Source organism: Prevotella sp. (assembly GCF_036570325.1).
In the GTDB taxonomy this organism is placed as follows: domain Bacteria; phylum Bacteroidota; class Bacteroidia; order Bacteroidales; family Bacteroidaceae; genus Prevotella.
This window is the reverse complement of record NZ_DATCYK010000041.1, coordinates 1-13,315: the sequence shown is the minus strand read 5'-3', so window position 1 is coordinate 13,315 and position 13,315 is coordinate 1. Positions and strand designations below refer to the sequence as shown.

The following is a 13,315-nucleotide window of genomic DNA, read 5'->3' as shown; positions in this document are numbered from 1 at the left end:
CTTGTGTGCGATAGTCAACCTTATTTTAGGTGGTTATTGCGGCAGGGTTCCACCTCTTCCCATTCCGAACAGAGAAGTTAAGCCTGCTTGCGCCGATGGTACTGCAATGCAATGTGGGAGAGTAGGTAGCCGCCTTTTTTTTGATTTGAGCCTCGATTACGTGAGTAGTCGGGGCTCTTTTTTGTGTTGGTGTGTTGGGGAGTTGTGAGGGTGTAAGGTTGGGAGGATGAATGGTTTGTTTTGAGGAAGAGCTGATGAGTGGGTGATGGCCTGACTGTTATTAAAGTAGGACTTGTCGGACGAGTCAGACCAATCGGACTGGTCTGACTGTTCTGAGAGAATAAGGGAGTGAGAGGATAAGATAATGATTACTTCCTGATAGTTCTTTATTTTATTTCTCATAAAATCGGGCTAAGTCAAAACCATGTTTCAAGGCTAATTCATAATAACTTTGATTAGGATCCTCACCTATGATTTTATAGACTTCTTGTCTGTATTCAGGATAAAATCTGAAGTCTTTAGGGATAGGATTCCATCCATGGGGATAGTTGGTTCTTTGCATTTCAGACTTTCTGTTTTGCATATAAAGAAGCCTATCAGCAATAGAATATATATCACTAAAGCCACCATTAAATTTATCATTCCATTCTCTTATTTTATTTTTGGGGATTTTACCCAAAGCTAATTCTCCCTTTGAGAGCCAATACTCAGAATTATATCCTCCTGTATTTTCAGGGAAATCTATTTCTTTGCAATTTACGGGAATATTGGATATTATGGTTCCTATGGATAGTTCTTTTCTTGGGATAAAAAGCCTTTGATAAAGATACTATCGTCTTTTAATTCTTCTTCCGTTGAGATTTGAGAGTAGATATTAACCAAATAACACAAGGAGTAAAAAGAGAAATAATTATAAGGATCTATCCCTTTTTTTCCTTTTGTTATAAATTTTGAGTCAAATAGGACATGTACCCACATATACATGCCATTAAGTAATTTTACTTTTACTAAGTCTCCGATTCTTATTTTTGCCATGATGTGATATTGTTTTTTGGATTATATTTATCTGTGTGGGGTTTATCTTTCTCTGCTAAGTATAGATAAGGGAACTAAGCGTGTAATACTTACGGTCTTATTTTTTTATAGATAATTTATTGAAATGCTATATAAATATTGGTAGAAAACAATCCACCTTCTTTATATTGCCAAAAGTAAGTTTTTCGTTGAAGAATAGTATAAGAAATGCTATCGGCAAGAGAAAACCTACTTGGGAATAAACATGCTACCAATGAAGCAGATATTACCGAAATAGTCGGTGATATAATAGAGGAAAGGACGGTAAACCTCAAACCTGAATATGGAGGGATTGCGTTTTGAAATGGCCGAAAGCGCTACAACAGTCGTAGCAGTCGTGGCCTGCGCAGTGGTCTCATATTCCTCCACTTTTACTTCTGTAGCTTGCACGATGTCGTCAATGCCCAATGGCGTTTGGCTGATACGACTGAATTGAGCCTCCGAGCCGAAGGCCTTTTTAATGCCCATCGACATTAGGACCGGCTTGAGATTGACGGTGTTTTTGGTAGTGAATTTGGGGAAATCAACATGCACTTCATCATAGGTTCTCATGTTTTGATTAATGAAATCCAGCGTTTGACAGTCAAGACTGTCGATGATTTCCAATAAATCATAATCCTTATGGGGCAGTATGACGGTCATGGCAAAACGGTCATCGTAGGGCATGCGCAATGCTGAAAAGCGCTTACCGGTCATTCCCCGCAGTATTTGATTGTTGTCATCAGCGTGCATCATCACAGCCGTTATGGCCTGATCACGTGTGAGGAAAAAAGGTTCATCCTTTGTCCGTTGCTTGTCAAAGGGAAGGCTCCATGTGCCTTTGAAGTCAATCAGATTGACAAGACAAGCTTTTGTCTGCTCATCCATTTTCAAAGGAACATGCGTCACACGGCCACCCGATTGCCTGACGCACCATTCATCTGCCGCTTTCTGCAACTCTTCCGTACTCTTTGCCGTTTCCATTTGTGCAAAATAATAGGTGGAAAGCGTGTCTTGGAAATCCTTTTCAATGGCAATATCATTCATGAAGGCCAGCAAGTTAGAGGTTTGCATATAGGTTGGCAAATCTCCCGCTTGCGGGCCTTGTTCCTTTCGTTGGGTGATAAGCAGCCGTCGATAGAATGGATTGAGCTGCTCCCTATCAGCCTTGTCATAGCTCAAGGCTTGGTATATTTCCCGCTGAGTCTGTGCCGTGGCACCGTTGTTGAGCATGTTCAGGCTGTAGATAACGCCCATGGGCGACAGCGCAACATTGCTGAAGTGAGAGCGGTCAGTCGACAACTTGAACAACCGCAGGCCGAAATCATTGTTCTTACGAATGATTTTTTGCTCGGTCTCCGTCAGCTTATAATCCACTTCAGCCTCGGCGGCAGCTTCCTTTAAACTTTGATTTTTAAAGGAGGAACATGCCGTCAGGCCTATCAGCGCGAAGAAAATCAATGTCTTCTTCATCATAAATAAGAAAATTGAAAGCCTTTAATCGTTCACCTCATAAGTCGTGCGCACCGTTATGCTGGCCACCTTCTCCTTGCTTGAGGTGTTGAAAGTGCCACCCCAACTGTATTCTTCCTCCATGTTGAGCCCCACGATTTGGAACACGCCCATTGACGAAGAAACCACTGCTCCTATGTCCGAATGGCTGCCACTGGCGATGGTTTGCGCCCGCTCGTAGGCGTTTTGGCTGGCTTTGTTGAGCATTTCCATCTTGAGGTCGTTGAGCTTTGTGTAGTAATAAAGGGGCGCATCCGAACTGAAATTGAGCCCTTCGTTGTAAAGTTCGGATATGTTTTGGTACACACGTTCTACCAAAGCCACGTTGGTTGAGCGAACGGTGAGCCGCTGCGACACGGAGAATCCGTCGTCAACGGTGTAGTAGCGATTGTTATCAGAGTCTTGTATGGTGCGTGTCTCGGGCGTGATGTCGACGCTGCTTGTTGAGATACACGAGTCGGCAATGCCATGTTCGGTGAGATATTTCCGCATGGTTTGTGCCACGCGTTTGTACTGACTGTAGGCGCTGGCCCGTGTTTCGTCCTTGCTCTTGAGCGTCAGGTTCCACACGATAAGGTCGCTCGTGATTTGCTTCTCGGCCATGCCCGTCACGTTGATGGTGGGGCTTTGCGCCCTAAAATTCTTCACTCCCTGCGCCAACAGCCATGCGCAGATAATGCTTACGACGCCGGCAAAAATGGCCAATGATACTTTTGTCTTGTTCATGATGTGTAGTTTAAAGATGTAAAGAATAATAAATTTTGAGCGAGAAAAGTAGCATTTTATTTTGAGAACGAGTAAGGCCAAAGCCTAATTTAGTATTTATTATTATTTTATATACCCATTTTGCCATGAGTATGAGCATTCTTTGATTTAATGTGTGCGGTTAAATAAGTTGCCGGGCAGTGGAAAACAATCATACTTTCAATGTATTTTGAAAGTGAAATAATTGACAATTAGCGTTTGTTTTAGTTAAATCATATAGGGGAAGCTATGAGTTTTCCTATTATAAAAACAGAGGTTATGCTTGATGAGCCGGCCCGTTTATCCATTTTGTTACATAATTAACATGGAAAAGTTAGCTTAAATAAATAAGGTCAAAACAGAGCAAGGAAATTTATAATCATTATTTATATAATACAAAATGACAATGAAAAAGTTATTTATTTTCGGTTTATTGCTTTCGCTGTCCGTGGCAGTGAATGCGCAGGGATTGAAGTACGGGTTTACCGTAGGAGCCAATGTAAACGCCGCTCGTGGATCGGAGCCGACCAAAGTGACCCTTGGTTACACCGTGGGAGCCACGGCTCTGTACGATTTCGACGCCACTAATAGCAGTTGGTACTTGGGAGGTTCGCTACTTCTTTCGCAGAAAGGGTACATGCGAGACAATGTGTTTGTGCCCAAGGCCGACGGAACGGGCGACGACCGACTGACGAACCGCTACAACTTTAATTCACTCCAACTGCCCATCGTGGTAGGTAAGAACTTCTCATTAGGCAGCGAAAGCAAGCTGTTCGTGGAAGCCGGACCCTATGTTTCCTATGCGTTGTGGGGTACTACTACCGCTAAGTTAGCCGGCAAGACTACCACTTCTTCTAAAATTTTCGGCAAAGATGGTTTCAAACGGTTTGACTATGGCTTGACACTTGGCGTGGGAGTAAGTTTGGCAAACTGCATTCGTGTGAAATGCGCCTATGAGTATGGCATTCCCAACCTGATTAAGAATTATACCCAAATCAACGGTATGAAATCAGCATTGAGCTATAAAAACAGCACCATATCTGCTACGGTATCTTATATTTTCTAAGCCGCTGCGGTGATACAGTGAAATTAAAAGATAAAGAAACCATGCGTCGGAAGAATCAACTTCCGGCGCATTTTCGTTTAATGGTCGGGCTGTCTGCCTGCCATCGCCTATCTCTCCTTTACAAAGCGCTATGCGCTCGCCATGAAATAACCGTGCACTTGTCGTGATATGGCTATACTTTGGCGTTGCGATAGCTGCCCTTTCACCTCACCAAAGCGGCCTTTGGGCAGGCTCAAAGCAGGCTTTTGACCGTGTGAAAGGCCTGCTTTGGGAAAACGCTTGTTGTTCTTTAAAATTGTTGTACCTTTGCAGCCATGTTGTTACGTTTGAAAATGTTTATCGTATGGCTGCGACGAATAGGCCATTGCAAGGGCTTCGGCATACAGTCGCCGTCGGCCTACAGCTTTGTGGTTGATGTGGTCAACTGCCACACTCGCTACGAGGCTTACCGCTCGTTGGACGAGGGTGTGCGCCTTACGCCCGTGCGGCGGAAGCTCGGCCATTTGCTTTATCGCCTCTCGAAAACGATGGAGGGAGCCGCTTGGTTCACCGCCGTGGAGGCGTCGGCCTTACCTTATTATATAAGCGGTATTCGTTTGGGAGGCGCCGCCTCGTGCGCTTTGGCTTCCGAAATAGGGGCACTCGAGGGGCGCAGGGCGTTGCTGGCCGACCTCTCCGAGGACGCCGTGGCCGCCGTGGAGCGGTTCATGCAGACCGCCAAGGCCCATGACCTGCTCATCGTTCTCGGCATTCACGAATCGGCGCAGGCCTACGCCCATTGGAGCCGCATGGCCCTCGACAGCCGCACCAGCGTAGGTTTCGACCTCTATTATTGTGGCGTTTTGTTCTTCGACAAGCGCTATAAGCAGGAATATATAGTTAATTTTTGACTATAAATTACTGATTTTCCTTATTTTATTTAAAACGTTTGCCGTCATCTAAAAATAGCAGTTGAATTATTTGCGGTTATAATTTATTTTGCTATTTTTGCACGCACAATTGTGAACTACTAAATTATTACAACTATGTATTGGACACTTGAACTTGCGTCGAAACTGGAAGATGCGCCATGGCCTGCCACAAAGGAAGAATTGATAGACTATGCTATCCGTTCGGGAGCTCCGTTGGAGGTACTTGAGAACCTGCAGGAGATAGAGGACGAGGGCGACGTCTATGAGAGTATAGAAGATATATGGCCCGATTATCCCTCGAAAGACGATTTCCTTTGGAATGATGATGAGTATTGATTCCCACGGGGAATTCAGTCTAAAAGATACTTAAGACCGTTGCCGCAAGACAACGGTCTTTTGGTATAAAATATAATATTTCAGCCAAATATCCGTTATCAAGCTGTGAGGATTGTAAAATGTTTTGTGACGACAGCGGTGGGTTTGCTCCTCGGTTTGCAGGCCCGTGCCCAGTACGACGTGGCGTTCAGCCATTATTTCGACATGGAAACGTCGTTCAATCCGGCCGCCGCGGGCCGGCACGACAACATTAATTTCACGGCCGCCTTTGCCCTCGACATGGCCGGTTTCAGGCATAATCCGCAGTCGCTCCATGCCGCTGCCGACATGCCTTTCCATCTGTTGGGCCGTCGCCACGGGGCGGGCATTCAATTGTTAAGCGACAAGATAGGCCTCTTTACCCATCAGCGGGTGGAGGGTCAGTATGCTTTTCGCGGGCGGTTGGCCGGAGGTGTGCTGGCCGTGGGCGTGCAGGGAGGGCTCATCAGCGAGAAGTTTGACGGGACAAAGGTCGATACCGAGGAGCCCGGCGACCCTGCCTTTGCCACCACTTTGGTCAATGGCAACGCCTTCGACCTTGGCTTGGGCCTGCTCTATCACCACGGGTCGTGGTATGCCGGAGCCTCCGTGCTCCATGTCAATGCCCCCACCGTGAGGCTTGGCACGGCCCATGAACTGCCCATCGAGCCAACTTATTATCTGACGGCGGGGGGCAATATCCGGCTCAGAAATCCGTTTTTAACGATAAAGCCCTCGGCGCTTTTCCGTACGGATGGCTCCGGCTATCGGGCCGACATCACCGGTAGGCTGGTCTACACGCACGAGCAGAAGATGTTTTACGGTGGTTTGGCCTACAGCCCTGCCAACTCCGCTACGCTCCTCGTGGGCGGAAAGGTGCATGGAGTGGTCGTGGGTTATAGCTACGAGGTCTACACCTCGGCCATCAATCCGGGCAATGGCAGCCACGAATTCTTTGTGGGTTATCAAATAAAGCTTAACTTTGCCCGCAAGGGACGCCGGCTTCACAAGAGTGTCCGCTTGTTATAAAGGTGGCGCCCGGTACTTGGAAAAGATGAAAAAACAGACATTGCAAAATATGAGAAAAACGATATTACGACTTTGTATCTTGGCCGCCATGGCTACGCTGACCGGTTGTCTGGGCGGCAAGAGCCTATCGATGGCCGGCCGCGGAGGCGAGGTGGTGGGCGTGGGGGGCAGCCGTGCCTTCACCGAACCGACCCCTTACGGCATGGTAAGGGTAGACCGTGGCTATGTACACATGGGCCTTGACAGCCTCAGTAGCCTATGGGGAAAGAAGAATGTCACGAAAGACGTGTCGGTAGATGCCTTTTGGATGGACGAGACCGAGGTCACCAACTCTAAGTACAAGCAGTTCGTGATGTGGGTGAGAGACAGCATTCTCCGCACCCGACTGGCCGATCCGGCCTATGCCGGCGATGAAACTTATCTGATAACTGAGGACAGAGAGGGCAACGCCATTGCCCCCCGGGTTAATTGGAAGAAGCCTTTGCCCCGCCGACCCAACGAGGATGAGCAGCGGGCTTACGAGAGTTTGTATGTCACCAACCCCGTTACGGGCGAGAAACTCCTCGATTGGCGGCAGATGAATTATAAGTATGAGATTTATGATTACACGGCCGCTGCCCTGCGCCGCAACCGTCTTAATCCGCAGGAACGCCAGTTCAACACCGATGTGACGGTAGACCCTACGGAGGTAGTGATGATTTCCAAGGACACGGCTTACGTGGATGACGAGGGCCGTATCATATCGGCCACCATCGACCGGCCGCGTTCGGGCCCATGGGATTTCCTCAATACCTACATCGTCAATATCTATCCTGACACTACTTGTTGGGTAAACGACTTCACGAATTCGGATAATGAGATGTATCTACGCAACTATTTCAGCAACGATGCTTACAATGATTATCCCGTAGTGGGCGTTACTTGGGAGCAGGCCAATGCCTTCTGCGCTTGGCGTACCAACTACTTGTTGGCCGGTTTGGGCCCCGAGGCCCGTTTCGTGCAGCGCTATCGGTTGCCCACCGAGGCCGAGTGGGAGTATGCCGCCCGTGGAAAGGAGGGCAATGAGTTCCCTTGGGACAACAAGGATATGAAGAACGGGAAGGGTTGTTTCTATGCCAATTTCAAGCCCGACCGTGGCAATTACACCGAAGATGGCAATCTCATAACGAGTAAGGTGGGTGCTTACGGGGCCAACAGCAACGGCCTTTACGACATGGCCGGTAACGTGGCGGAGTGGACCGGCACCGTTTTCACCGAGTCGGGATTGGAGGCTATGAACGACCTCAACCCCACCTTGCAATATAACGCGGCCAAGGAAGACCCCTATCGCTTGAAGAAGAAAAGCGTCAGGGGTGGCTCGTGGAAGGATCCCGAGAGCTATATCCGCAGCGCTTGGCGCACTTGGGAATACCAAAACCACCCCCGTAGTTACATTGGTTTCCGATGTGTGCGGAGCATGGCCAGCCCTTCGGGCAGTAAAAAATCAAAAAACAGAAGATAAATCACTATGTCAACCTACAGCAAATACAACATAATCTATCGCTTACAGAAGTGGATGGACAGTGTGCCCGGCCAAACTTTTCTCAATTATGCTTACAGTTGGGGCGCGGCCATCGTTATCTTTGGTACGCTCTGCAAGCTGACCCACATCCCCGGAGCCAACTTTTGGCTGTTCTTGGGAATGGGCACCGAGGTGGTCGTTTTCTTTCTTTCGGCCTTTGATAGGCCGTTCGATAAGACGGCGGAGGGTCGTGAGTTGCCTTCTCATGTAAGCAAGGAGTATCTTGAGGGTGGTGCTGTGGCAGGGCCGTCCGTGGCCGGCAATCGTCCGACTACAGCTCCTGCGAGTACCGCTTCAGCCTTTCAAGCGGCAGGAAGTGAGGCTCCCGTGGCTGCTGCTTCGGCTTTCCAACCCGTAAATAGAGCAGCTTCCGTAGCTCCGTCGCAGCCCGTCGAGGCGCTGAATGTGGCTTCCCGCCTCGTGAAAGAGCAGCCCTTGCCCAACGTCGTGCCCGATTCTGACATGGCCGAGGCCCAAAAGAATTATGTGGAAGAGCTGCGCAAACTGACCGAAATGCTGGAGAAGGTGGGCCAACAGAGCCAACGTCTCACCCGTGACAGTGAGGAAATGGAGAATCTGAACCGCACGTTGACGGGCATTTGCAAGGTTTATGAAATGCAACTCAGGAGCGCCAGCAGCCAAATAGATACCATTGATCGGATTAATGAGCAAAGTAAGCTCATGGCAAAGCATATCGAGCAGCTCAATACTATCTATGCCCGAATGATTGAGGCCATGACGGTCAACATGCGGTCGGCGGCTCCCGGTGTGGTCGATGGTGCGAACCGAGCTGCCTTGTAGCCCATTCGTGTTATATTCATCATAAGAAACTATCTCAATGGCAATAAAAAAACGGCCTATTTCTCCTCGCCAAAAGATGATCAATCTCATGTATGTCGTCTTGATGGCCATGCTGGCTCTCAACGTGTCGACAGAGGTTTTGGACGGCTTTTCCTTGGTAGAAGACAGTATCAATAGGACTACGGCCAGCTCATCGGCTGAGAACGAGGCGCTCTATGACGACTTCGCGGCCCAGCTAAGGAGCAATCCGAAGAAGGTGGAGGCTTGGTTCAGGAAGGCCAAGGCCGTGAAGCAGATGAGCGATTCGCTCTATCTCTTCGCGCAGGAGTTGAAGGAGCAGATCGTGAAAGAGGCCGACGGAGCCGATGGCGACGTGCGGAATATCAGGCATAAGGACGATTTGGAGGCTGCCGGACAAGTGATGTTATCGCCCATTACGGGTAAAGGCGGGCAGCTCTATAAGGCCATTAACGCTTATAGGGAGCGCATCCTGACCATGGTGAGCGACCCTATGCAACGCAAAATCATAGCCGGTAACCTTTCCACCACGTTGCCTCGGCAGGAGCGAACGGTAGGTCGCAACTGGCAGCAGTATATGTTTGAGGACATGCCCGTGGCCGCCGCGGTCACTCTCTTGTCTAAATTGCAGAGCGATGTGCGCTATGCCGAGGGCGAGGTTCTCCATTCCTTGGTGGCCAATATCGACCTGAAGGATATTCGGGTGAACAGGCTCAACGCCTTCGTTATCCCCGAAAAGACCACTCTTTACCCCGGTGAGACCTTCTCGGCCCATATCGTTATGGCCGCCGTTGATACCACCCGACAGCCCCAAATCTTCGTTAACGGCGCCCGAGTCAACGCTCCGGGCGGCAAGTATTCGTTCTCCGCGGGTGGCGTAGGCCGCCATAGCTTCGGTGGTTACATCCTTATGCCCAATGGAGCGGGCGACATGATACGTCGTAATTTCACCCAACAATACGACGTGATACCTCAACCCACGGGCGCTACCGTGGCCGCTGACCTGATGAACGTGCTTTATGCGGGTTATCAGAACCCCGTGAGCGTCAGCGTACCGGGCCTTCCGCGGAACGCCATTCGCATGACCATGACGGGTGGAAGCCTTGTTTCCCGAGGCGATGGACGCTTTACCGCCGTGCCCGCGGCAGTGGGTCGGGATGTTACTTTCCACATTTCGGCCACGGATAAGGGGCGTGTCCGCGACATGGGAAGCTACACCTTTAAGGTGAGAAAGCTACCCGACCCGACGCCTTATCTGGCTTTGGGCGGCGATAAATACAAGGGTGGACCGCTTGGTAAGGGCGCTTTGCTCGGATTGCAGCATGTGAATGCGGCCATTGATGATGGCCTGCTCAACATAGAGTTCAAGGTTGTGGGCTTCGAGACCGTGTTCTATGACAACATGGGTAATGCCGTTCCGATGGCCGGCAATGGCAATCGGTTCTCCGAACGTCAATTGGAGACTTTCCGAAAGCTCACCCGCAACCGTCGGTTTTACATAAAAGTGACGGCTCAAGGGCCCGACGGTATCACCCGAAAGCTGCCCGGAGCCATGGAAGTGATAGTAAGATAAACAGATAAATATGAGAAAACTATTCTTTATAATAGGGTTGATGGGGCTGGTGCATGGCGCATGGGCGCAGTCACCCAAGCGCTTGGAGCAGGCCGCAGCCAAGGCGTCGGCTTCCAAAAGCGCCAATGTGACCACCCGATCACAGATAGCTTTCCCCGTGCAACCTAAGATGCAGGAAGACGTGGTGTGGCGAAGGGACATCTATCGGGAGGTGAAACTGACGGACGAAGCCAACAGCGGACTCTACCATCCCGTGACCCCCACGGGCGGGAAGATGAATCTCTTTACATTCATTTTCAAGCTCATGCTGCGCCATGCCATCACTGTTTACAATTATGACATGAGCGGCAATGAGGATTTCTCGGCCTCGGCGGCCGTCAAGCCCTTGCAGTTGCTCGATAATTACCGCATACTTTATAAGCGCACCGATAGGGGAATACACATTGACGATAGTGATATTCCGGCGCAGGAGGTGAAGTCGTATTACATCAAAGAGACTTCTTATTACGACCAACGCACCGCCACGTTCCACACGAAGGTGCTGGCGCTCTGCCCGGTGATGGAGCGTGAGGACGATTTTGGTGACGCCACGCAGAAGTATCCGCTCTTTTGGGTGAAGTACGACGACCTCGCTCCCTACCTCACTCGCCAAACCCTGATGGCCAGCAGTTTGAATAACGCGTCGGAAATGAGCGCCGAGGACTTCTTCGCCCTGCACCTTTATCAAGGTAAAATCTACAAAACGAACAACATGTTGGGCAAAACGTTAGCCCAATATTGTAGCAACGATACGGCCATGGCCAAGGAACAGCAGCGCATAGAGGCTGAGCTTGCGGCCTTTGAGCGGCAACTTTGGGGCAATCATCCGCAAAATGACTCGACGGCTGAAGCCAATCAGGCAGGTCGACAGAAAGCCGCGGCAGCCTCCACGAGGCGCTCTCGGCGGGCCGGCGTGAGCCAAAGCCGTCCCAAAACCATCAAGGCAACCCGTTTGCGGCCGGCCTCCAAGACATCAGGGCAGGGAGCTGCCCGTGTCACGGTGCGTCGGCAGCGTCATTAATTAACTCACCTTATAAAACAAGAAGTTATGAAGAGAAACGTTTTTATGATTAGTTTGGCCGTCATGTTACTGACAGCCATCGGTAGCCGTGCGCAAGTGAAGTTAGGAGTGCAGGGCGGTTTGGACCTTACTAAGATGTCGTTCAACTTCAGTATCTTTGAGTCTTCTAACCGATTGGGCTTCTTTTTTGGTCCCACAGTTAAATTTAAAGTGCCTATCGTAGGGCTTTCGGCCGACTTGTCAGCCCTCTACAACCAGCAGTCGGCCGAGTTCGCCGGCTCCACGGTTAAGCGCAAGTACATCAATGTGCCGCTCAACGTGCGTGCGGGATTGGACCTCGGCGAGAGTTTCAGCCTCTTTGCGCTCGCCGGACCGCAAGTAGGTTTCAACATAGGTGACGAAAGTTTCTCGCTGGGCGACTCAAAAAGCTACAAGAGTATGTTCCAAATGAGGAAGTCGTTGTTTAGCGTCAACCTCGGCGCAGGCTTTTTGTTGAATCATATTCAGGTAACGGCGAAGTACAATATCCCGATGGGTCGCACGGGCGATATTACCATTTCGGACGTGATTGACCAAACAAAGGATAACCTGAAGGCCGGTTCCAACGACGTGAAAGCCAAGAACTCATGGCAGTTAGGCCTAACTTATTTCTTCTAATTGGTGTGGCTTGTCATGCCGTTTCAGGAAAAATGATGGATTAATGTCAATCATCAGGCGTGAAAGCGCTAATGGTTTGATGATTGAATAGATAAATTTTCTTACGATGGAGGTGCGAAAACCTCTTTGCCAAAGCAGCCCTTTTACTCGATAGAAGGACTGCTTTTGTGTTGTATAGCGGGGGAGTTGACGAGTGGATGGTGTGTAGTTGACGAGTTACAAGTTGACAAGTTAACGAGTTGTTGGGGGAGTTGACGAGTTAACAAGTTGACAAGTTAACGAGTTGTTAGTTAATGGGTTGATGGAAGAAGCTGCTGGATAGTTAAGTTGCTGGTTTATAAAGGAATAGAAAGAGCATAAGCGTAATGAAATGAAAGGCCTGCTTTTATCGGCTTAAAGGGCAGCTTCGGCGTTCTGAAAGGACTGCTTTGACCGCCCCGAAAGGCAGCTTTGGAAAAAGGGAAGTTGAGGAGTTGGTGGTTTGAAGTTGACGAGTTGACGGTTTGAAGTAGACGAGTTGACGAGTGAACAAGTAGACAAGTTGATGGTAAAAGATAAAGAAGGTGAAGGCAATGTTGATTTTTTGCGCTATCTTTGCATAAGTCAGGCTGCGCTCGGCCATGCGAAAGTAAACTTTCATGGCACTCTCTGGCACTGCCTTTGCATAAGTCAGGCTGCGCTGAATTTTGCGAATAAAGAAATTCAGGGTGCTTGATGACGCTATTCTTACATAACAAATGAAATACGTAGACGTAATACTTCCTTTGCCGCTCGACGGCTTGTTTACCTACGCTGTGCCCGATAGGCTGGTCGAAGGGGTGCGGCCGGGCGTTCGACTGCTCGTTCCGCTGGGACGAAGCAAGACCTATACGGCCGTGGCAGTGGCGCTTCACGACACGAAACCCGACTTTGACGTGAAGGAAATACTTGCCGTGCTCGACGCCGAACCGGTGTTGTTGCCACAGCAAATGAAGCT

At 49.4% G+C, this 13,315-nt stretch carries 15 protein-coding genes, 1 rRNA gene and 1 pseudogene; 12 read left to right on the top strand and 5 right to left on the bottom strand.

The window, feature by feature from the left end; all coding sequences use genetic code 11:
* The first annotated feature begins 25 nt into the window (after positions 1–25).
* Positions 26–138, top strand: a 5S ribosomal RNA gene (gene rrf, locus VIR50_RS03240).
* Between the two features lie 18 nt (positions 139–156).
* Here rrf and VIR50_RS03235 read toward each other — a convergent pair.
* From VIR50_RS03235 to VIR50_RS03215, 5 genes are all read right to left on the bottom strand, one after another.
* Complete coding sequence (locus tag VIR50_RS03235) at positions 157–402, bottom strand: hypothetical protein (RefSeq protein ID WP_331933706.1); 246 nt, start codon at positions 400–402, stop codon at positions 157–159.
* Entirely contained in the window at positions 392–679 is a 288-nt protein-coding gene (locus VIR50_RS03230; RefSeq protein ID WP_331933705.1) for a hypothetical protein, read from the bottom strand. The genes VIR50_RS03235 and VIR50_RS03230 overlap by 11 nt, the downstream gene beginning before the upstream one ends.
* Before the next feature lie 104 nt (positions 680–783).
* On the bottom strand, positions 784–1,035 hold the full coding sequence (locus VIR50_RS03225) for a hypothetical protein (RefSeq protein WP_331933704.1): 252 nt from the start codon (positions 1,033–1,035) through the stop codon (positions 784–786).
* Positions 1,036–1,263: 228 nt separating this feature from the next.
* Positions 1,264–2,529 (bottom strand): serpin family protein, encoded by a 1,266-nt coding sequence (locus tag VIR50_RS03220; protein ID WP_331933703.1) that lies wholly within the window; start codon positions 2,527–2,529, stop codon positions 1,264–1,266.
* Positions 2,530–2,550: 21 nt separating this feature from the next.
* Positions 2,551–3,291 carry an SIMPL domain-containing protein gene (locus VIR50_RS03215; protein ID WP_331933702.1) on the bottom strand — a complete coding sequence of 247 codons (741 nt, stop codon included), beginning with the start codon at positions 3,289–3,291 and terminating at the stop codon, positions 2,551–2,553.
* A gap of 424 nt (positions 3,292–3,715) precedes the next feature.
* Here VIR50_RS03215 and VIR50_RS03210 point away from each other — a divergent pair, with 424 nt between their 5' ends.
* The 11 genes and pseudogenes from VIR50_RS03210 to VIR50_RS03160 form a co-directional block, all read left to right on the top strand.
* Positions 3,716–4,375 (top strand): porin family protein, encoded by a 660-nt coding sequence (locus VIR50_RS03210; protein ID WP_331933701.1) that lies wholly within the window; start codon positions 3,716–3,718, stop codon positions 4,373–4,375.
* Between the two features lie 314 nt (positions 4,376–4,689).
* Positions 4,690–5,265 carry a hypothetical protein gene (locus tag VIR50_RS03205; RefSeq protein WP_331933700.1) on the top strand — a complete coding sequence of 192 codons (576 nt, stop codon included), beginning with the start codon at positions 4,690–4,692 and terminating at the stop codon, positions 5,263–5,265.
* 135 nt (positions 5,266–5,400) lie between these two features.
* On the top strand, positions 5,401–5,622 hold the full coding sequence (locus VIR50_RS03200; RefSeq protein ID WP_007134761.1) for a DUF2795 domain-containing protein: 222 nt from the start codon (positions 5,401–5,403) through the stop codon (positions 5,620–5,622).
* 126 nt (positions 5,623–5,748) lie between these two features.
* Positions 5,749–6,669, top strand: a complete 921-nt coding sequence (locus tag VIR50_RS03195) for a PorP/SprF family type IX secretion system membrane protein (RefSeq protein WP_331933699.1) — start codon at positions 5,749–5,751, stop codon at positions 6,667–6,669.
* A 49-nt stretch (positions 6,670–6,718) separates the two neighbouring features.
* Complete coding sequence (locus tag VIR50_RS03190; RefSeq protein ID WP_331933698.1) at positions 6,719–8,170, top strand: T9SS ring complex lipoprotein PorK/GldK; 1,452 nt, start codon at positions 6,719–6,721, stop codon at positions 8,168–8,170.
* A 6-nt stretch (positions 8,171–8,176) separates the two neighbouring features.
* Entirely contained in the window at positions 8,177–9,031 is an 855-nt protein-coding gene (gene gldL, locus VIR50_RS03185) for a type IX secretion system motor protein PorL/GldL (RefSeq protein WP_331933697.1), read from the top strand.
* A gap of 37 nt (positions 9,032–9,068) precedes the next feature.
* Positions 9,069–10,622 (top strand): type IX secretion system motor protein PorM/GldM, encoded by a 1,554-nt coding sequence (gldM, locus tag VIR50_RS03180; RefSeq protein ID WP_331933696.1) that lies wholly within the window; start codon positions 9,069–9,071, stop codon positions 10,620–10,622.
* A 10-nt stretch (positions 10,623–10,632) separates the two neighbouring features.
* Positions 10,633–11,682: a type IX secretion system ring subunit PorN/GldN gene (gene gldN, locus VIR50_RS03175; RefSeq protein WP_331933695.1), complete on the top strand. Its 1,050-nt coding sequence runs from the start codon at positions 10,633–10,635 to the stop codon at positions 11,680–11,682.
* A 27-nt stretch (positions 11,683–11,709) separates the two neighbouring features.
* The gene (locus VIR50_RS03170) at positions 11,710–12,339 is read left to right on the top strand and encodes an outer membrane beta-barrel protein (RefSeq protein WP_331933694.1); all 630 of its coding nucleotides are present in this window, start codon (positions 11,710–11,712) and stop codon (positions 12,337–12,339) included.
* 541 nt (positions 12,340–12,880) lie between these two features.
* On the top strand, positions 12,881–13,054 hold the full coding sequence (locus VIR50_RS03165; RefSeq protein WP_331933693.1) for a hypothetical protein: 174 nt from the start codon (positions 12,881–12,883) through the stop codon (positions 13,052–13,054).
* Between the two features lie 22 nt (positions 13,055–13,076).
* A pseudogene (locus VIR50_RS03160) lies at positions 13,077–13,315 on the top strand (primosomal protein N'); the annotation flags it as partial.